We start from the raw sequence: 18,102 nt of genomic DNA on the forward strand, positions 1-18,102 counted from the left end.
GGAGGCGACGGCCCGTTCAACCGGCCGTCGCCTCCGGGCTTTTGTGCGCCCATTCGCCGGAACAGGACTGATATTCCGTCGATAAGGCGGCTCCATATTGTCGTTTGCGTAGAGGTGGAGCCGGGATTCGGCCCACGTGAATGAGCTGATATTCCCGATGGAGGCGACACTCGTGGTGAACGGGGCGGACGAAGTCGGCGGTGTGGCGGGCCGGGAGTACTGGCGTCATGTCACCCGCGCCGGGGGATTCACCCCCCTGCCGAGCTGGGCCGCCGAGCCGGGCTCCACCGGTACGGGCGAGATCTGGGCGGAGCTGGACGGGGTCTCTCCCGCCGCCGGCGCAGCCGCCGGCGACGCCGGCGACGTGCGGCCGGTCGATGCTGCGCTCCTGCTCGCCGTGCACGCCAAGGTGGTCGCGGCGCTGACCGGCGACCGGGAGACCGTCACCGGCTTCCTGCCGGCGGGCGGCAGCCCCCTGATGGCCCGGGTCGCGGTCGAGGACGGCAGCTGGACCGAACTGATCGAGGCCGCCACCGGCACCCTCAACGCGATCCGCGGCTTCGCCGCCCAGGCCCCGCGCACCCGGATGGCGATGTTCGACGCGCTCGCCGCCGAGCGCGCCGCCGACCTGCCGGCCGACCTGTCGGGCGGGGTCGTCCTCGGGGTGGCCGTCGAGGGCGGGCGGCTGCTGGTGCGGCACCGCGCCGACATCCTGGACGCGTCCGCGGCCCGGCGCATCGCCGGCTACTACGTGACGGCCCTGCGCCGGGCGGTCGCCGGGCCGGACGCCCCGCACGACGAGCGGCACCTGCTCGGTGACGAGGAGCTGCGCTTCCAGTGGGAGCAGCTCGCCGGCCCCGAGCGGCCGTTGCCCGACCGGCGGTTCCACGAGCTGTTCGAGGAGCAGGTCCGCCTGCGGCCCGACGACGTCGCCGTGGTGCACGGCGGCCGGTCACTGACGTACCTCGAACTCAACCGGCAGGCCAACCGCATCGCCTGGCAGCTGCGGCACGAGGGCCTGTGGAACGAGGACGTGGTCGCCGTCGTCACCGAGCGCGACCTGGACTGGGCGGCCGCGGTGCTCGGCGTCTTCAAGTCGGGCGGCGCCTACCTGCCCGTCGAGCCGCACTTCCCGGCCTCCCGCATCGAGGCCATGCTGCGCCGCAGCGGCTGCCGCACGGTGCTGACCGTGGCGGAGGTCTCCCCGGCGCTCACCGAGGCCGTCGCGGCGATGGGCGGCGACACCGAGCAGAGCGGTGTCGCAGCGCAGAGCGGTGACGTGCCCCCCGCCGTGTTCCGGATCGACGAGCTGCCCGAGGGCCTCGCGGACCACGACCCGAACCTCCCCGTCGCCGCCGACGCGCTCGCGTACATCTACTTCACCTCGGGTTCCACAGGCGAGCCCAAGGGCGCGATGTGCGAGCACGCGGGCTTCGTCAACCACCTCCTCGCCAAGATCGAGGACCTGGAGATCACCGCGGGCACCACGGTCGCGCAGACCGCCCCCCAGTGCTTCGACATCTCCCTGTGGCAGCTGGTCTCGGCCCTCGTGGTCGGCGGACGCACCCGCATCATCGAGCAGGAAGCGGTCCTGGAGATCGGCCGGTTCACCGAGATCCTGCGCAGCGGGCGCGTCCACGTGGTCCAGCTCGTGCCCTCCTACCTGGAGGTCCTGCTCACCTACCTGGAAGGGCGGGCCGGCCTGCTGCCCGACCTGAGGATGGTGTCGGCGACCGGCGAGGCGCTCAAGAAGGAACTCGTGGAGCGGTGGTTCGAGGCCTTCCCCCAGGTGCCCCTGGTCAACGCCTACGGACTCACCGAGACCAGCGACGACACCAACCACGAGGTGATGCGCACACCCCCGGCGGGGGCGTCCGTGCCGCTCGGCCGGCCGGTGCGCAACGTCCGCATCCAGGTGGTCGACGAGCGGCTCGAACCGGTGCCGTCGGGCGCCCCCGGCGAGATCGTCTTCCACGGGGTCTGCGTCGGGCGCGGTTACGTGAACGACCCGGAGCGCAGCGCCGCCGCCTTCCTGACGGACCCGGACCGGCCCGGACAGCGCGTCTACCGGTCGGGTGACTTCGGACGGTGGGCGCCGGACGGACGCCTGGAGTTCCACGGCCGCCGCGACGCCCAGCTGAAGATCCGGGGCTTCCGCATCGAGATCGGAGAGATCGAGAACAGCATGATGCGGTCGGAGGGGGTGCGCGACGTCGCGGTCGTCGCCATCGGCAGCGGCGACGAGCGAAGCCTCGTCGGCTACGTCACCACGGCCGACGGCGGCGAGCCGGTGCGGCTGCGCGAACAGCTCGCCTCCGTCCTGCCGTCGTACATGGTGCCCGCCCGCCTGGTCCGTCTGGACACGATGCCGCTCACCGCCAACGGGAAGATCGACAAGAAGGAGCTGGCCCAGCGGGCGGTGGACTCCGTGCCCGAAGCCCCGGTGGCAGGCCCCGAGCTGCCGGCGACGGACACCGAACGCCGCCTGGCCGAGCTGTGGAGCGCGGCCCTGAAGGTGCCGGTCCACCGGATCGCCCGTGACGCGCACTTCTTCGAACTGGGCGGCACCTCGCTGACCGCGGTGCGGCTCGCCATCAGCCTCGACCGGCTCGTGTCGGTCGTCGAGCTGGCCAAGCACCCCGTCCTCGCGGACCTCGCGGAAGTCCTCGAACAGCGCACGGCGCAGCGCCTGGCGCCGGAGGCGGCGGCGGTCTGAGCCGTCCGGGACCGCACACCGGGTCCCCGTACCGCCCGCGCGCACCCCAACCTGCCCCGTACCGAGAAAGAGACCGGAAGATGACCTCCGTCCTTGACTTCACGGCGTCCGTACCGGATGCCCTGCCCGGACTGCCCATGGTGATGACCGCCGACGCCGACGGGGCCCCGCTGACCTGGGCCGCGGCGCACCAGGACGCCGTGCGCGACGCCCTCGACGTCCATGGCGCCGTCGTGCTGCGCGGCCTGAACCCCGGCACCCCCGAGGCCGTCGCCGCGATCGCGGCCGCGCTCGGCATCGAGGCGATGCGGGAGCGCGAGGCGTTCGCGCCGCGCCGCGTCCTCGCCCCCGGCGCCGTCTCCTCCTCCGAGTGGCCGCCCGAGGAGCCCATGTGCATGCACCACGAGGTGAGTTACGCCGCCGAGGTGCCCTCGATCGCCCTGTTCGGCTGCCTCACCGCGCCCGGCGCCGGCGGCGCCACCGCCGTCGCGGACTCCCAGCAGGTGCTGCGGGCGCTGCCGGCGGAGCTGGTCGAGCGGTTCGCCCGCGACGGCTGGCAGCTGACCCGCACCTACCGCGAGGTCGGCGTCTCCTGGATCGAGGCCTTCGGCACCGACGACCCCGCCGAGGTGGCCGCGTACTGCGACCGCGAGGGCATCGCCCACGAGTGGCTGCCCGACGCGGCGCTGCGCACCCGCCAGCGGCGGGCCGCGCTGATCGAACACCCGGGCAACGGACGGCCGGTCTGGTTCAACCAGGTCGCCTTCCTCAACGAGCTGACCCTCGACCCGATGGTCCGCGAGTACCTGACCGACGTGTACGGGCCCGACTCGCTGCCCTTCAACACGGCGTACGGGGACGGGCAGCCGATTCCGCCCGAGGTGATCGAGACCATCAACCAGGCCTACCAGGACGCCACGTACCGCGAGCCGTGGCGCACCGGCGACGTACTGATCGTGGACAACCTGCGGATGGCGCACAGCCGCGAGCCCTACGAGGGGGACCGCGAGATCGTCGTGGTCCTCGGCAACCCGGTCCGCCTGCCGGGCCACGTGCTCGCGCTCTGACCGGGCCGCGACCGCGCCCCGCCCACTCACACCGAGGGAGAACACCGATGTCCCCCACCACCGCAGCCCCGCCCGAATTCGCCGTGATCTCCGGCGCCGAGGTCGACCGGGTGCTCGGCGGCCGCCACCAGGAAGTCACCCGCATCATCGAGGCGGCCTACCGCGTCCACGGCGACGGCGACACCGTCAACCCGCCGTCGTACTTCCTGCGCTTCCCCGACCGGCCCAGCTCCCGCATCATCGCGCTGCCCGCCTCGGTCGGCGGCGACAACGCCGTCGACGGGCTGAAGTGGATCTCCAGCTTCCCCGACAACGTGGCGGCGGGCCTGCCGCGCGCCTCCGCCGTGCTGATCCTCAACGACCCCGCCACCGGCTACCCGCTGGCCTGTCTGGAGAGCTCCATCATCAGCGCCGCGCGCACCGCGGCCTCGGCCGCACTCGCCGCGGACAAGCTCTCCGCGGGCCGCGAACGCCCCCGGCGCATCGGCTTCTTCGGTGTCGGGCTGATCGCCCGCTACATCCACGCCTTCCTCGCCGGCACCGGCTGGGAGTTCGACGAGACCGGCGTGTACGACCTGAGCCGCGAGCACGCCGAGGGCTTCGCCGACTACCTGGACCGCACCGGCGCCCCCGGCACGGTCACCGTGCACGACAGCGCGGAGGAGCTGATCCGCTCCAGCGACCTCGTCGTCTTCGCCACCATCGCGGGCGAGCCGCACGTCGAGGACCCCGACTGGTTCGGCCACAACCCGCTGGTGCTGCACGTGTCGCTGCGCGACCTGTCGCCCGAGGTGGTGCTCGCCGCGACCAACGTGGTCGACGACGTCGAGCACTGCCTGAAGGCCAACACCTCGCTGCACCTGGCCGAACAGCGCGTCGGGAACCGCGACTTCGTGCACGGCACCCTTCACGACGTGCTGAACGGCACCCTCCGACCCCCCGCTGACCGGCCGGTGATCTTCTCGCCGTTCGGCCTCGGGATTCTCGACCTCGCACTCGGCAAGCACGTCTACGACACCGTGCGCGAGGCGGGCGAACTGTCCGTCGTCGACGGCTTCTTCCATGAGATGCGCCGCTACGGCTGACCGCCCGCCATTCCCAGCCACACCTCTAAGGCGGGAGGACCCATGCCGATCATCTCGGCCCCGCAGGAATTCAACGAGGACGATCTCTACGTCGACCTCGGGCCGGTTCTCGGTACATCGATCTACCTGAAATGCGAGGGATTCAATTTCAGCGGATCAATCAAGCAGAAGGCCGCACTCTCGATGATCGAGGCGGCTGAGGAGAGCGGGGTGCTGAACGAGGACTCGATCCTGGTCGAATCCTCCTCCGGCAACCTCGGCGTCGCGCTCAGCATGATCGCGGCCAGCAAGGGCCACCGCTTCCTGTGCGTCACCGACTCCCGGTGCAACCTCGCGTCCCGGCGCCTCATGGAGGCGTTCGGCGCGGAGGTCCGCATCGTGACCGAACCCGACCCGGAAGGGGGCTTCCTCGGCGCCCGGCTCAACCTCGTGCGCCGTCTGTGCGACACCGACTCCCGGCACGTCTGGCTCAACCAGTACCTCAACGCGAACAACTGGCGCGCCCACTACCGGTGGACCGCGCCGCCGATCGCCCAGCGCTTCCCCGGCGTGGACGTGCTCTTCATCGGGGCCGGCACCACCGGCACCCTGATGGGCAGCGCCCGCTGGTTCAAGGAGCACCGGCCCGAGGTGCGGATCGTCGCGGTGGACAGCGTCGGCTCCGTCACCTTCGGCCACCCGGCGGGGCCCCGCATGCTCCCGGGCCTCGGCGCGGGGGTACGGCCGCCGCTGCTCGACGAGTCGTTCGTCGACGACGTGGTGGTGGTCCCCGAGTCCGAGACGGTCCGCATGTGCCACCGGCTCGCCGCGCGCGGCTTCCTGTTCGGCGGTTCCACCGGGACCGTCGTGGCGGGAGCCTCCGAGTGGCTCTCCCGGCAGGGCGCGGACCGCAGCGGTCTCGTCTCGGTGGCGATCTCCCCGGACCTGGGCGAGCGCTATCTCGACACGGTCTACCAGAGCAACTGGGTGCAGGGCGTGTACGGCGACGAGCTGTCGGGCGTCAGGGACGACTCGGCCGTCGAGTCGGTCGCCTGACCCACCGCCCGCCCCCGAAAATCACACCATTTTTTGAAGGGAACAGAGCATGAGCAACCCGTTCGACGACCCCGAGGGCCGCTACCACGTCCTCGTCAACGACGAGGGCCAGTACTCCCTGTGGCCGTCCTTCGTCGAGATCCCGGCCGGCTGGCAGGCCGTCCTGGAGAACGCCGGTCACGACGAGAGCCAGGCGTACGTCGCGGCGCACTGGACCGACATGCGTCCGCGCTCCGTCGTCGAGGCGATGGCCAGTGCTGGCTGAGACCGCCACGGAACACACCTCCTACACCCGGCTGATGGACCTGCTCGCCGACCGCACGGCCGGCCACCGCGTCCTGAGCCACCCGCCCGAGGGCGGCACCGAGGCGGCGAGCCTGCTGCGCGGGCATCCGCTGCGGCAGGCCGCCAAGTCCATCGTCATCCGGGTCGCCCGGGGCCGCACGGCACGCCGGTACGTGCTCGCGGTGGTCCCCGGCGACCGGCGGGTCGACATCGAGGCGGTGCGCGCCCTGGCCGGCGGAGTACGGGCGGGCTTCGCCGACCGGGCCACCGCGGAACGGCTCACGGGCTGCGTCAGCGGCTCGATCGTGCCCTTCTCCTTCGACCCGCAGCTCCGCCTCCTGGTGGACCGGGACCTCCTCGACGAGGACGAGATCTACTTCAACGCCGCCCGCCTGGACCGGTCCGTAGCCCTCTCCACCCGGGCCTACCGGCGCATCGCCGCACCCGTCGTGGCGGCGATCAGCGACCGCGGCACAGCCCGGAAAGGAATGAATACATGACACTGGCACTCGACAACCCCATCGTCGGCGCTTCGGCCCGTACCGTCACCGTCGGCCCGGGCGACGCCGACCGGATCCGCGACCTCGCCCGGCACATCGCCCCCGTCGCCGCGGGACGCATCGACGCCCCCGAGTGGGTCGACGCCGCCCGCTCCGCCTGGTGCGACCTGCCCGCCGGCCTGCGCCGCGGCCTGCGCTCCTTCCGCCGCGACTCCGGCCCGTCCGGCGCCCTGCTGGTCCGCGGCCTGCCGGTCGACGAGGAAGCGCTGCCCGCCACCCCGACCGTCCGCGGTTCGGTACAGCGCAGCGCCGAGGTGCCCGCCGCGGTCCTGCTGATGATCGCCTCGGGGCTGGGCGACCCGGCCGCCTTCCGGCCCGAGAAGACCGGCGCGCTGGTCCAGGACGTGGTCCCGGTGCCCGGACAGGAGGACTTCCAGGGCAACGCCGGGTCGGTGCTCCTCTCCTTCCACACCGAGAACGCCTTCCACCCGCACCGTCCCGACTTCGTGATGCTGCTCTGCCTGCGGGCCGACCACGAAGGGGTCGCCGGGCTGCGCACCGCCTGCATACGCCAGGTGCTCCCGATGCTGTCTGACGAGAGCCGGGCGGCGCTGTGGAGCGAGGAGTTCGTCACCGAGGCCCCGCCCTCCTTCGGCGCGGTGCCGGGCGGCGCCGCACCCCACGCGGTGCTCACCGGAGCGGCGGACGACCCCGACGCCCGGGTCGACTTCGCGGCCACCCGCGCCACCACCCCCCGCGCGCGGGCCGCCCTGGACGAGCTGAACCGGCTCTTCGACCTGACCGCGCAGACCGTCCGGCTCACCCCCGGCGACCTCGCGATCGTCGACAACCGGGTCACCGTCCACGGCCGCACCTCCTTCCGCCCGCGCTACGACGGCCAGGACCGCTGGCTCCAGCGCAGCTTCGTCCTGACCGACCTGCGCCGCTCGCGCGGACTGCGGGCGCACGACGGCTACGTACTGGACTGACCGGTGCGTCCGCAGACGTACCAAGGAATGAGACGCTCGTGACCACACTGCTCGAACCACCGACCCCGGCCGCGGCGCCGGGGCCCGCGCTCATCGACGTACACGTCGAGGAGGCGCCGCTGCCGCACCACGAACCGCTCGACCTCTACACTGCCCTGTGCGAGCGGTTCGGCAAGGACGACGTCTACCTCCTGGAGAGCCCCGCGGGGCCGGTGCAGGACCGCAGTTCGGCCGTCGTCGGATACGACCGGCTCGCCGAGATCGAGGTCTACGCGTCCCATGTCCTGATCCGCGGCTGCGACGGACTGACCCGCGCGCTGCTCGCCCTCGCCGACGAGATGCGGATGACCCCGCTGGCGCCGGCCGCGCGCGGGCTGACCCACCCCGGCCAGGTCTGGGAGTTCCTCGGCGCCGCCCAGCGGCTCTTCACCGTCCACACCCAGGCACCGGCCACCAGCTTCGCGTTCGGTTTCCTCGGCACGATCGGGTACGGCGCCGCCTGGCACATGGAGGAGCTGCCCGAGCGGACCGCGGACACCGGGGGCCCCGACTGCGTACTGACCCTCTTCCGCGACACGGTCCACTACGACCTCGCCGCGCACGAGGTACGCCATCTGCGGGCGCACGCAGCCCAGTTCCCGCCGCCCGTCCCGTACGACCTGGAGGCGGCCGCCCTCAGGCCGCCGGCCGGTGACGCCGTGCCCGAGGCGCCCGAACCGCGCTCGGTGCGCGACAGCACCGACAAGGAGACCTTCCTCGCCCGGGTCGAGCGCTGTCTCGGCCACATCGGGGTCGGGGACGTCTACCAGATCCAGATCGGCCACCGCATCGAGGTCAGCACCGACCTCGAACCCCTCCAGGTCTACCGGCGGCTGCGTGCGCGCAACCCCTCGCCGTACATGTACCTGGTGCCGCGATCCGGCACCACCCTGATCGGCGCCAGCCCCGAGATGCTCTTCGCCGACGACGGCGAGCGCATCATGATGCGGCCCATCGCCGGGACGGCGCCGCGCAGCGGCGACCGGGAGACCGACGAACGGCGCATCGCGGCGCTGCGCGCGGACGAGAAGGAACGCGCCGAGCACATCATGCTCGTGGACCTGTGCCGCAACGACGTCGGACGGGTCTGCGAGCCGCAGAGCCTGGAGACCGAGGGGCTGATGACGGTCGAGACCTACTCGCACGTCTTCCACCTCGTCTCCACCGTCACCGGCCGGCTCGACCGGACGCACGACACCTGGTCCGCGCTGCGCGCCTCCTTCCCGGCGGGCACCGTCACCGGGGCGCCGAAGATCCGGGCCATGGAGCTGATCCAGGACATGGAGGACCGGCCGCGCGGAATGTACGCGGGCGCGGTCGGCCTGGTGGACCTGCGCGGCTGGAGCCGGTTCGCCCTGTGCATCAGGACCGTGGTGCACGACGGGACCAGCTATCACACCCAGAGCTGCGCGGGCATCGTCGCGGACTCCTCCCCCGAGGGGGAGTGGCGCGAGACGCTCCACAAGATGGGCGCCGCCCACTGGGCGCTGACCGGAAAGGAGCTGCTGCCGTGAAGATCCTGGTGGTCGACGCCTACGACAGCTTCACCCACATCATCGACCAGTACCTGCGCGGCCTCGGCGCGGACACCGAGGTGGTGCGCTCCGGCACCCGCAGCGCCGACGACCTCGTCGCGCTCGCCCCGGACGCCGTGGTGCTCGGACCCGGTCCCGGTCATCCCGCGGATTCCGGCCACGTCGAGCTCGTCCACGCCTTCGCGGGTCGCACCCCGCTGCTCGGCATCTGCCTGGGCCACCAGGCGATCGGCCTGGCCCACGGCGGCCGGGTGGTGGTCGCGGACCGGGTCCGGCACGGCAAGACCAGCGTCGTGCACCACGACGGGACCGGTCTGTACGAAGGCCTCGGCACCGAGATGACGGTGGCCCGCTACCACTCGCTGATCGTTGAGGAGCCGCTGCCCGAGGCCCTCGAAGCCACGGGGCACGCCAGTGACGACGGCTGCGTGATGTCGTTGCGCCACCGCAGCCTGCCCATCTGGGGCGTGCAGTTCCATCCGGAGAGCGTGGCCACCTCGGGCGGGATGCGGCTCCTGGAGAACTTCATGACCGCCGCCCGGCAGTACACCCCCTCGCGCGTGTGAGGTTCGTCCCGCGCGCACCGTTCCCCCAATCGCCCCGCGCCCTCACCGGTCGCGGGGCGAAGGAAGTGATCCCCATGCGGATTGTGATCGTCGAAGGCTCCGCGGTCCTGCGGGCCGGCCTGACCCACGTCCTGGACGGCAGCGGCTGTCAGGTGGCCGCCGCCGTGCCCCGTGGAACCGCGCTGCCCGCACTGGTCCGCCGGTACCGGCCCGATGCCGTGATCGTCAACGCGCACCACTTCGGCGCCGACGACGTGGTGGAGTCCGTGCGCGCCGCGCGGCGCGAGCTGCCCTCCACCGCCGCGCTGCTGTACAGCGCCGTCCCCGAGCCCGCCCTCGCGGCCCGGCTGCTCGCCCACGGCGAGCGGGGCACCGGCTTCGTGCTCCAGGAGCACATCACCGAATCGGAATTCCTGTTCGACGCCCTGGAGCGGGTCACCGCCGGCGGCTCGGTCATCGACCCGCGGGCGGCGCAGGTCCTCGCGCCCACGCCGCGCCCCGCCGGCGGCGGCCCCGGGGGTGGGGGTGACCTGGCCTCGCTGAGCGGCCGCGAGCTGGACGTGCTGCGGCTGATGGCCCAGGGGCGCACCAACAGCGCCATCGCCGACGAGCTCTGCGTCTCGGCCGGGACGGTGGAGAAGCGGGCCGCCTCGGTCTTCGGCAAGCTGGACCTGCAAGGGGACGACCGCGACAACCGCCGGGTCCTCGCCGTGCTGCGCTTCCTCGCCGCCCAGACCTCCGGAGCCTCCGCGGCCCCCGAGATGCCCGTGGCCGTCACCACGACCCCGCTCCCCGTCGGCCGTGCCACCACCCGGCCGACCCTGCTGGTGAGGGCCGCGTAACCCGCGCACGCCTGCGCCCGTACGACTGCCCCGTACACCTGCGCCCGTACGACTGCGCCCCCGACGGAAGGTGTCCGTCGGGGGCGCAGTCGTACGGGCGCAGGCGTGTGACAGGGGCTCAGCGGTCCTGGCCGAGGTGGCGGCGCACGGCGGCGCGCTGCCAGTCGGTGAGGCGGATGACGACCCACGGCATCACGAAGAACGCCACCACGCCGGCCGCGAAGTGCAGCGCCACCGCGCCCAGCGGGGTCGGGCCGCCCCACGCGGGAGTGGGGTAGGGCTCCCAGCCCCAGATCGGGTACGTGAGGTTGCGCGCGCAGACGATGGCCCAGCCGGCCACGGCCATGAACGACAGAGTGGACAGGAGCATGTTCACGAGGAAGAACACGAAGCCGTGGCGCAGCCGTCCGCCGACCCGCGGTATGACGGTCTCACCGAAGAAGACCCGCATCCGCATCCGCTCGAAGGCGGGTCCGGCGAGTGCGATGCCGGCAAGCGCCACGATCAGGATCACAGGGCCGAGTTGCTCGTAGCCGTTGTCCTGCGCGGCCTTCATCACGTACTGGAGCGCGAGGATCAGCGCGAGGGTGAGCGGCAGCAGCAGGGCGAACAGCATGTGCCGCCAGGTGTCGCGGCGGAACGGCAGCGCCAGCAGCCCGACGAGGCCGGAACGTGAAGGTGCCGCGGACCTCGCTGACTTCGCGGAGTTCGCGGGCTTCGTGGCCGCCGGGGCCGGTCGGTTGGGTCGCGTCATGGTGGACATCCTTTCCGGAAACGGGAAAAGGCGCCTCCCGGCGGACGGAAGGCGGAGGAGAGCCCGGCAGGGGCCGTCGCGGGGACGGCCCCTGCCGGGCGGGGGGTCAGGCGGCGGCGGGCGTCATCCGCTGGTCGGGTACGGCGTGGACGGCCCCGGCCCGCTCGCTGCGGGCCAGTGCGAGCAGCTGGAGCGCGATCGCGGTGCCCGGCCGGCCGAGGGCGTCGTGGTACTGGCTGAGCACCCCGTTCTCGTGGGCCAGCTGGAACTCGCGCAGCCCGGCCAGCCGCCGCAGGGAGCGCAGTTGCTCGGCGGTGGTGTTGCGTTCGCGGACCAGGTCCAGGATGTGCTGGTCGATGGAGTTCAGGCGCGCCTGGCGCTCGGTGATCCGGGCAGCGGTGCCGATCGATGACATGTCAGACCTCCACAGGGGTGCTGTTGGCGGGGATGCCGGGGGCGGTAACGGGCACGGGCACCGGGGAATCCGAGGCCGCGGAAGGAGCCGTAGGGGCGGACTTCTTGGCTGGAGCGGTCGCGCCCAGCGCGACCAGGAGCGGCCCGGTCATGGCCGTGGTGACCAGTGCCATCAGGACGAGCGCGGTCAGGCCGGCGGAGCTGATGAGACCGGCCTGCCAGCCGATGCCGGCGACCACCAGCTCCGTGACACCGCGGCAGTTCATCAACGTGCCGAACCGCAGCGCCTCGGCGCGGGGCATGCCGGTGATCCAGGCCGCGCCGCCCGCTCCGAGGAACTTGCCCACGGAGGCGGCGAGGATGACGCCGATCAGCACCAGCCAGTGCCAGGCGCTGAACCCGAGTTCACCGATGGAGACGCTGAGCCCGACCCCGGCGAAGAACAGCGGGAGCAGCACCGCCTGGGTGAAGCCCTGGAGCTGCTGGTGCATCCGGGTGGCGGCCGTGGAGCCGCGCGGCACGGCCATCCCGAAGAGGAACGCGCCGATCACCGGGTGCAGGCCGATGATCTCGGTCAGGCCCGCGTAGCCGAACGCGCCGGCGAGCAGCAGCGGCAGCACCAGGCGCTCGCCGCGCCCGTTGCCCTCGACCCGCCTCAGGAAGCCCGCGAGCAGCGGACGTACGAACAGCTGGGTGCCGGCCACCAGACCCAAGACCAGGCCGACGGTGAGCGCCATGTGACCGGTGCCGCCATTGCTGCTGAACGCGAGTACGGCGGTCAGCACCAGCCAGGCGACGCCGTCCCCGAACGCCGCCGTGACCAGGGCGAACGAGCCCAGCTTGGTGGTGTCGAGACCCATGTCGACCAGGATGCGGGCGAGCACCGGAAGCGCCGTGACCGACAGGGCGAGCCCGAAGAAGAGCAGGTAGCCGGTGTGCTTCGCGGCGTCACCGCGCAGTACGTCCGGCGCCAGCGCCGCGATCCCCACCCCGAGGAGGAACGGCAGGCCCATGCCGCCGAGGATCGCGGCACCGACCGCCGACCGGCCCGACCGCACCCGCTCCAGGCGCAGTTCGCAGCCGAGGAGGAACATGAAGGTCACCAGGCCCAGCTGGGCCGTGGTGGTGAGCGCCGTCGTGACATCGTGCGGGAGCAGCCACGCCTTGGCCTCGGGCCAGACCCAGCCGAGCGCGGAGGGACCCAGCAGCAGGCCGCCGAGGATCTCCCCGATGACCGGGGCCTGGCCGAGCCGGCCGAGCAGCGAGCCGAGCAGATGGCTGAAGAAGACGACCACGGCGGCCGCGATCAGGAATCGGGCCAACGGGTCCGCGTGCAGGGCCGTCATGACGCCATTCCCTCCGGGGCGGCCAGCGGCCCCGGTATGTCGCCGCCGGGCCAGACGGCGAACCCGCGGGCGCCGTAGAGCAGGGGCGTGCCCGACTCCCGGACGACGTTGGTCACCTCACCCATGACCACGGTGTGGTCGCCGACCTCCGTCAGCCGGGAGACCCGGCAGTCCGCCACCACGAAGGCGTCGTTGGCCAGCCACGGCAGCCCGGCGCCCGGGGTGGGCTGCCACTCGACGTCGGCGAACCGGTTCGAGGAGGGCCGGGCGAACACCTCGGCGGCCCGCTGCCCGCCGTGGTGCAGCAGGTTGACGGCGAAGGATCCGTACTCGCGCAGCGCACGCAGGGTCTCGCCGTGCGTGGTCAGCCCCACCGACAGGGTCGGCGGGTCGGCGGTGACGCTCGCGAGCGAGGAGCACGTGAGCCCGCGCGGCCGTCCGTCGGCGCCGTAGGTCGTGATGATGGCGACCCCCGTGGGAAAGGCGCCCATCAGCGCCCGGAAGTCGGCCACGGGCGCCGGCGGAGCCTTCCACGGGGCGGGACGGGGCACCGCGTGCGGCTGGGCGCCGCCCGGTACCGAGGAGAGCCTGGTCATACTCTGTCGCCCTTCGTGAGGTCAGAGGTCAGGAGATGGATGCGAGTGCCGGCGTGGGGGGACTGCCGGAGTGGGGGGGAGTGGGGGGAGTGGTGGCGTGGGGGCGTGGGGGGAGTGGTGGAGCCGGGGCAGGTCGGGGCCCGCCGGCGCCCGTACCGAAGGGGGGTGTCGGCGCGGGCGCCGGCGGAGGGGCGGAGTACCTCCGGGGGCCTCAGTGAATCGAGGAGAGGTACTCGTGGCAGCTGGGCAGCGCCTGGACCAGGCGCTGCGCGTCGGCCTGCACCGCGGCCAGTTCGGCGCGGGCCCTGGCCGGGTCGATGTGGGCGAGCGAGGGCCGCGGGGCGGCGGGCTCGTGCCCGAGACCGAGCAGCATCGTGATCCACGAGTACTGCTCGAAGCCGTGGTAGTACGGGTAGATGGTGTGCTCGTCGAGCAGGTGCGAGGAGGCGAGCTCCAGCTTCTCCGCCAGCCCGTCGGGCATCCGGCGGAGCTTGGCCTCCTTCCAGTACGGCGTGTCCTCGCGCCCCGAGGCCGCGTAGTGCAGCACGAGGAACTCCTTGACGCCGTCCAGGACGTGGGCGACCCGGCTGTTGTAGTCGTCGGCCAGCTTCGGGTCCCAGTTCTCGTCCGGGAAGTTCTTCACCAGCTGCTCGATGCCGTGCTGGATGAAGAAGATGCCGGTCGACTCGAGGGGCTCCACGAAGGCGCTGGACAGGCCGATGGCCACGCAGTTGTTCACCCAGGAACGCTCGTTGCGGCCGATGCGCATCCGGATGTGGTTGGCCTCCAGGTCCTCCTGCCCGGGCGCGGCGAACGCGCGCAGGGTGCGCTCCGCCTCCTCCGGGCTGCAGAACTCGTCCGAGTACACGTAGCCGGTGCCGTTGCGGCCGAAGAGCGGGATCGTCCAGATCCAGCCCGCGTCCATGGCGGTCGCCGTGGTGTACGGACGCATGCCCTCCGCGCCCTGGTCCGGCTTCGGCACCCGCAGCGCCACGGCACGGTTGTTGGGCAGCACGTCCTGGAAGGACACGAACTGCTCGCCCAGCTTCTCGTTGATCAGCAGACCGCGGAAGCCGGTGCAGTCGATGAAGAGGTCGCCGGCCAGCTCGCCGTGCTCACGGGTGAGGACGTCGGTGATCCAGCCGCGCTCGTCCGTGTGCACCTCCACCACGTCGTCGATCACGTGGCGGACGCCGCGCTCGGCGCCGTACTTGGCGAGGAACTGCGCGAGCAGCCCGGCGTCGAAGTGGTACGCGTACGGGAACTGGGCGCGCTGCTCCTCCAGGGTCGAGCGGCCGAGCGAGCCGTCGAGCCCCTGCGCGAACAGCGAGCCGTCGAGCATCCGGGGCGAGCGCTGTGCCTCGCACAGCGCCGGGGTGACGAAGCACGACTGGTCGAACGGGATGTTCGGGTCGCCTTCCTTCAGCCACCAGTCGGCGATCGAGAAGCCGTCGGACGTCCGCAGCCGTTCGAACGGGTGGTAGAAGTGGTCGCCCACCTTGCGCCAGTTCTCGAAGCGGATGGCCAGCTTGTACGAGGCCGAGCAGTGGGGCATCCAGTCGCGCTCGTCGAGGCCGAGATAGTCGAAGAAGTGCCGGACGGTGCTGAACGTGGCCTCGCCGACGCCGATGCTCTGCACCCGGTCCGATTCGACCAGGGTGACATCGATGCGATCGCCGAAGGCCGCCTTGAGGTACGTGGCGCTCATCCAACCGGCGGTACCGCCACCCACAATGACAACTGACTTGATCACGCTGCATCTCCTGTTCGGGAGGTTTGGTAGCCCAGAACGATGCAGCGAAGCTATCGGCGCGCGGTTTTCTTTCGTTATCGCATTCTTTCGGCCATGGCATCGACTCCGGAGCGGACGTACGGAATTACGGCGTCCGCCCCTAGAACTGCGAGGGCGCCGTAACAGCCGTCGATTCTCGGCAGATCGACCATGGCGGGAAAGGGACGGTCAGCGGACTCGGGGCCGTGCCAGGCGAGCACAGCCGGAGGCCGGGCCGCGGGGCTGACGGTGAAGGAGTCCATGGGCGTGTTCAAGCCTTCGCCCGTCGCCTTGAGGACCGCTTCCTTACGGGTCCACAGCGTCAGGCACGCCCCGGCCCGCTCCGCGACGGGGAGCGCCTCGATGACCGCCTGCTCCTCGGGAGTGAGCACCAGCGCGTACTCGACGGGGATGCCCGGTTCCTCGGGCGTCACGAACTGCTCCACGTCCACGCCGAGCGGGTGGCCGTGGGCCAGGGCCACCGCGACCAGATCGCCGGAGTGCGATATCGACAGCTCCCAGCCGGCCGCCTCCCCGACCACTTCCGGCTTGCCGTGCGCCCCGCCGCAGCCCGCGCACCGGGTCCGGAAACGGACCGCCTCCGGCGCGAGCCCGGTCAGGGAGCCCAGCGCGGTCTTGGCGAGCGTGCGGCCCGTGACGAACAGGGAGAGGTCCCGTTCGTGGACGAAACCCGAGCAGCGGGCCCGTTCGGACTCGTCGAGAAGGGCGAGGTGCTGGGCGGGCCGCGGCAGGCGCCGCGACAGCCACACATGGCAGGTGACGGTGCCTGGCGAGGACGGCTGCCGCGGGGTGCCGTGCACAGTCATGGGCATCATGCGCGCTCCTCGCCTCCGTATGTGGCAGAGGTCTGCCACCACGGTCAATGGTGCTGGGCGCGGGCGCCGTCCAATAGCCGGAAAACCTCCGATCACACGGAGGAAATCCCCCCTGGACAGGTCGTTATCGTCTGTGCTTCGGCGGCGAAGGGCAGACGATAACGAGCCGAAGCCGGGCCTTCCTAATGTGTTCCTCGTACCGGGAGGCCGCAGCGCAAGCAGCGGCCACACGGTGACCACGACAGTGTTTTTCCATCAGGGGGATTCAGAATCATGAAGTTCACGCGGAACATTCGCATCCGGAAGACCGCCGGCCTGATCGTCTCCGGCGTCGCCGTGCTCGCCGCCCTGCAGGCCGGCACCGGTGCGGGTCTCACCGCCGGCGAGAGCGCCGTCCGGACCGTGGCGGCCCCGGTCGTCGACGTCACGGTCGCCACGGCCTTCGCGGCCAACCCCGGCAGCGAGGACTGGGGCTGAGATGACCGTCGGACGTGACGGCCGCGTGTCGGCCATCCCCGGGGACCGGTCCTGGTCCCGCCTCCTCGAAACCGTGCTGCGCGGCGAAGACCTGACCACGGCCGACACGACCTGGCTGATGGACACCGTCATGCGCGGGGAGGCGACCTCCGCGCAGATCGCCGGAGTCCTGGTCGCGCTGCGCGCCAAGGGCGAGACGGTCGGCGAACTGGAGGGACTGGCACACGGCATGCTGGCCCACGCCGCTCCGCTCCACGTGACGGGGGACGCCGTCGACATCGTCGGCACGGGTGGCGACGGCGCCTGCAGCGTCAACATCTCCACGATGTCCGCGATCGTCGCCGCGGGCGCCGGCGCCCGGGTCGTCAAGCACGGCAACCGGGCGTCCAGCTCGCGCTCGGGCTCCGCGGACGTCCTCGAGGCACTCGGGGTGATGCTGCGGCTGCCCGGGGACCAGATCGCGGAACTCGCCGAGTCCGTCGGCATCACCTTCTGCTTCGCGCCGGACTTCCACCCGGCGATGCGGCACGCCGCGGCGCCCCGCCGCGAACTGGGCATCCCGACGATCTTCAACGCGCTGGGCCCGCTCACCAATCCGGCGCAGCCGCGCACGCTGGCCGTCGGCGTCGCGGACGTCCGGCTCGCGCCGCTGATCGCGGGAGTGCTCGCCGGGCGCGGAGTCAACGCCCTGGTCTTCCGTGGCGACGACGGCCTGGACGAGCTGACCGTCGCCACCACCTCGCGCGTGTGGTCCGTCGCCGCGGGCGAGGTCCGCGAGGAGCGCTTCGACCCCAGGGAGGTCGGTCTGCCGCTCTCGCCGGCCGACGCGCTGCGGGGTGCCGACGCGGCTTACAACGCCGAGGTGGCGCGCCGGATGCTCGCCGGGGAGCGGGGGCCGGTCCGCGACGCGGTGCTGCTCTCCGCGGCGGCGGCCCTGGCCGCCGCCACCCCGTCCACGCGCCCGCTGGCCGAGCGCCTGGCCCCCGCCCTCGCGGCGGCCGCGCGCGCGGTCGACTCCGGTGCGGCCGCGAGCGTCCTGGCGCGGTGGGTGGCACGGAGCAACTTCCTGGCCGGGGGCGAGGGGTACGCGTCGGCCGCGTAGAGGAAAGTGATGTGGTGGTGGGGGGGGGGGGGGGGGGGGCCCCCCCCCCCCCCCCCAAAAAAAACAAAACAGCACTACAACGCCGGCCATCCAACACATCGGCGGAAAAGGAAAACAATCCAAAAAACCGCCCAAAACAAACCCCAC

Annotated in this window: 18 protein-coding genes; 12 read left to right on the forward strand and 6 right to left on the reverse strand. The window is 72.1% G+C overall.

Annotation, left to right across the window (positions count from 1 at the left end):
- Positions 1 to 136: 136 nt before the first annotated feature.
- The 10 genes from ACZ45T_RS15360 (at position 137) to ACZ45T_RS15405 (ending at position 10,659) form a co-directional block, all read left to right on the forward strand.
- Positions 137 to 2,716 (forward strand): amino acid adenylation domain-containing protein, encoded by a 2,580-nt coding sequence (locus tag ACZ45T_RS15360; protein ID WP_468441314.1) that lies wholly within the window; start codon positions 137 to 139, stop codon positions 2,714 to 2,716.
- Between the two features lie 80 nt (positions 2,717 to 2,796).
- Positions 2,797 to 3,783: a TauD/TfdA family dioxygenase gene (locus ACZ45T_RS15365; protein ID WP_468441316.1), complete on the forward strand. Its 987-nt coding sequence runs from the start codon at positions 2,797 to 2,799 to the stop codon at positions 3,781 to 3,783.
- 47 nt (positions 3,784 to 3,830) lie between these two features.
- Positions 3,831 to 4,868, forward strand: a complete 1,038-nt coding sequence (gene sbnB / locus ACZ45T_RS15370) for a 2,3-diaminopropionate biosynthesis protein SbnB (RefSeq protein WP_468441318.1) — start codon at positions 3,831 to 3,833, stop codon at positions 4,866 to 4,868.
- 42 nt (positions 4,869 to 4,910) lie between these two features.
- Positions 4,911 to 5,903 carry a 2,3-diaminopropionate biosynthesis protein SbnA gene (gene sbnA / locus ACZ45T_RS15375; protein ID WP_468441320.1) on the forward strand — a complete coding sequence of 331 codons (993 nt, stop codon included), beginning with the start codon at positions 4,911 to 4,913 and terminating at the stop codon, positions 5,901 to 5,903.
- A gap of 49 nt (positions 5,904 to 5,952) precedes the next feature.
- Positions 5,953 to 6,168 (forward strand): MbtH family protein, encoded by a 216-nt coding sequence (locus ACZ45T_RS15380; RefSeq protein WP_468441322.1) that lies wholly within the window; start codon positions 5,953 to 5,955, stop codon positions 6,166 to 6,168.
- Between the two features lie 34 nt (positions 6,169 to 6,202).
- Positions 6,203 to 6,688, forward strand: coding sequence for a YbaK/EbsC family protein (locus tag ACZ45T_RS15385; RefSeq protein ID WP_468441563.1), 486 nt, complete (start codon positions 6,203 to 6,205; stop codon positions 6,686 to 6,688).
- A complete protein-coding gene (locus tag ACZ45T_RS15390) occupies positions 6,685 to 7,677 on the forward strand; it encodes a TauD/TfdA family dioxygenase (protein ID WP_468441324.1) in 993 nt (330 codons plus the stop codon). The genes ACZ45T_RS15385 and ACZ45T_RS15390 overlap by 4 nt, the downstream gene beginning before the upstream one ends.
- A gap of 38 nt (positions 7,678 to 7,715) precedes the next feature.
- Positions 7,716 to 9,230 (forward strand): anthranilate synthase component I family protein, encoded by a 1,515-nt coding sequence (locus ACZ45T_RS15395; RefSeq protein ID WP_468441326.1) that lies wholly within the window; start codon positions 7,716 to 7,718, stop codon positions 9,228 to 9,230.
- A complete protein-coding gene (locus ACZ45T_RS15400) occupies positions 9,227 to 9,817 on the forward strand; it encodes an anthranilate synthase component II (protein ID WP_468441328.1) in 591 nt (196 codons plus the stop codon). Before ACZ45T_RS15395 ends, ACZ45T_RS15400 begins: the two co-directional genes overlap by 4 nt.
- 74 nt (positions 9,818 to 9,891) lie before the next feature.
- Positions 9,892 to 10,659 carry a LuxR C-terminal-related transcriptional regulator gene (locus ACZ45T_RS15405; protein ID WP_468441330.1) on the forward strand — a complete coding sequence of 256 codons (768 nt, stop codon included), beginning with the start codon at positions 9,892 to 9,894 and terminating at the stop codon, positions 10,657 to 10,659.
- Positions 10,660 to 10,777: 118 nt separating this feature from the next.
- Here ACZ45T_RS15405 and ACZ45T_RS15410 read toward each other — a convergent pair whose 3' ends face one another.
- The 6 genes from ACZ45T_RS15410 to ACZ45T_RS15435 form a co-directional block, all read right to left on the reverse strand.
- Positions 10,778 to 11,413 carry a sensor domain-containing protein gene (locus ACZ45T_RS15410; RefSeq protein WP_468441332.1) on the reverse strand — a complete coding sequence of 212 codons (636 nt, stop codon included), beginning with the start codon at positions 11,411 to 11,413 and terminating at the stop codon, positions 10,778 to 10,780.
- Positions 11,414 to 11,519: 106 nt separating this feature from the next.
- Positions 11,520 to 11,828, reverse strand: coding sequence for a chorismate mutase family protein (locus ACZ45T_RS15415; protein WP_468441334.1), 309 nt, complete (start codon positions 11,826 to 11,828; stop codon positions 11,520 to 11,522).
- Position 11,829: 1 nt separating this feature from the next.
- The gene (locus tag ACZ45T_RS15420) at positions 11,830 to 13,173 is read right to left on the reverse strand and encodes a cation:proton antiporter (RefSeq protein WP_468441336.1); all 1,344 of its coding nucleotides are present in this window, start codon (positions 13,171 to 13,173) and stop codon (positions 11,830 to 11,832) included.
- Positions 13,170 to 13,769 (reverse strand): flavin reductase family protein, encoded by a 600-nt coding sequence (locus tag ACZ45T_RS15425; protein WP_468441338.1) that lies wholly within the window; start codon positions 13,767 to 13,769, stop codon positions 13,170 to 13,172. The genes ACZ45T_RS15420 and ACZ45T_RS15425 overlap by 4 nt, the downstream gene beginning before the upstream one ends.
- Before the next feature lie 211 nt (positions 13,770 to 13,980).
- Positions 13,981 to 15,522, reverse strand: a complete 1,542-nt coding sequence (locus ACZ45T_RS15430) for a tryptophan halogenase family protein (protein WP_468441340.1) — start codon at positions 15,520 to 15,522, stop codon at positions 13,981 to 13,983.
- 74 nt (positions 15,523 to 15,596) lie between these two features.
- Positions 15,597 to 16,376 (reverse strand): 4'-phosphopantetheinyl transferase family protein, encoded by a 780-nt coding sequence (locus tag ACZ45T_RS15435; RefSeq protein WP_468441342.1) that lies wholly within the window; start codon positions 16,374 to 16,376, stop codon positions 15,597 to 15,599.
- Positions 16,377 to 16,649: 273 nt separating this feature from the next.
- Here ACZ45T_RS15435 and ACZ45T_RS15440 point away from each other — a divergent pair, with 273 nt between their 5' ends.
- Positions 16,650 to 16,853, forward strand: a complete 204-nt coding sequence (locus ACZ45T_RS15440; protein ID WP_468441344.1) for a hypothetical protein — start codon at positions 16,650 to 16,652, stop codon at positions 16,851 to 16,853.
- A 1-nt stretch (position 16,854) separates the two neighbouring features.
- The gene (trpD, locus tag ACZ45T_RS15445) at positions 16,855 to 17,955 is read left to right on the forward strand and encodes an anthranilate phosphoribosyltransferase (RefSeq protein WP_468441346.1); all 1,101 of its coding nucleotides are present in this window, start codon (positions 16,855 to 16,857) and stop codon (positions 17,953 to 17,955) included.
- The last annotated feature ends 147 nt before the right edge of the window (positions 17,956 to 18,102 follow it).

This window comes from Streptomyces sp. NPDC030995, from assembly GCF_055571215.1.

Excerpts from the sequence above, each read along its gene's own strand:
- ACZ45T_RS15365 (WP_468441316.1), top strand. The coding sequence starts at position 2,797 with ATGACCTCCGTCCTTGACTTCACGGCGTCCGTACCGGATGCCCTGCCC.
- sbnB (WP_468441318.1), top strand. The coding sequence starts at position 3,831 with ATGTCCCCCACCACCGCAGCCCCGCCCGAATTCGCCGTGATCTCCGGC.
- sbnA (WP_468441320.1), top strand. The coding sequence starts at position 4,911 with ATGCCGATCATCTCGGCCCCGCAGGAATTCAACGAGGACGATCTCTAC.
- ACZ45T_RS15380 (WP_468441322.1), top strand. The coding sequence starts at position 5,953 with ATGAGCAACCCGTTCGACGACCCCGAGGGCCGCTACCACGTCCTCGTC.
- ACZ45T_RS15385 (WP_468441563.1), top strand. The coding sequence starts at position 6,203 with ATGGACCTGCTCGCCGACCGCACGGCCGGCCACCGCGTCCTGAGCCAC.
- ACZ45T_RS15390 (WP_468441324.1), top strand. The coding sequence starts at position 6,685 with ATGACACTGGCACTCGACAACCCCATCGTCGGCGCTTCGGCCCGTACC.
- ACZ45T_RS15405 (WP_468441330.1), top strand. The coding sequence starts at position 9,892 with ATGCGGATTGTGATCGTCGAAGGCTCCGCGGTCCTGCGGGCCGGCCTG.
- ACZ45T_RS15410 (WP_468441332.1), bottom strand. The coding sequence starts at position 11,413 with ATGACGCGACCCAACCGACCGGCCCCGGCGGCCACGAAGCCCGCGAAC.
- ACZ45T_RS15415 (WP_468441334.1), bottom strand. The coding sequence starts at position 11,828 with ATGTCATCGATCGGCACCGCTGCCCGGATCACCGAGCGCCAGGCGCGC.
- ACZ45T_RS15420 (WP_468441336.1), bottom strand. The coding sequence starts at position 13,173 with ATGACGGCCCTGCACGCGGACCCGTTGGCCCGATTCCTGATCGCGGCC.
- ACZ45T_RS15425 (WP_468441338.1), bottom strand. The coding sequence starts at position 13,769 with ATGACCAGGCTCTCCTCGGTACCGGGCGGCGCCCAGCCGCACGCGGTG.
- ACZ45T_RS15435 (WP_468441342.1), bottom strand. The coding sequence starts at position 16,376 with ATGATGCCCATGACTGTGCACGGCACCCCGCGGCAGCCGTCCTCGCCA.
- ACZ45T_RS15440 (WP_468441344.1), top strand. The coding sequence starts at position 16,650 with ATGAAGTTCACGCGGAACATTCGCATCCGGAAGACCGCCGGCCTGATC.
- trpD (WP_468441346.1), top strand. The coding sequence starts at position 16,855 with ATGACCGTCGGACGTGACGGCCGCGTGTCGGCCATCCCCGGGGACCGG.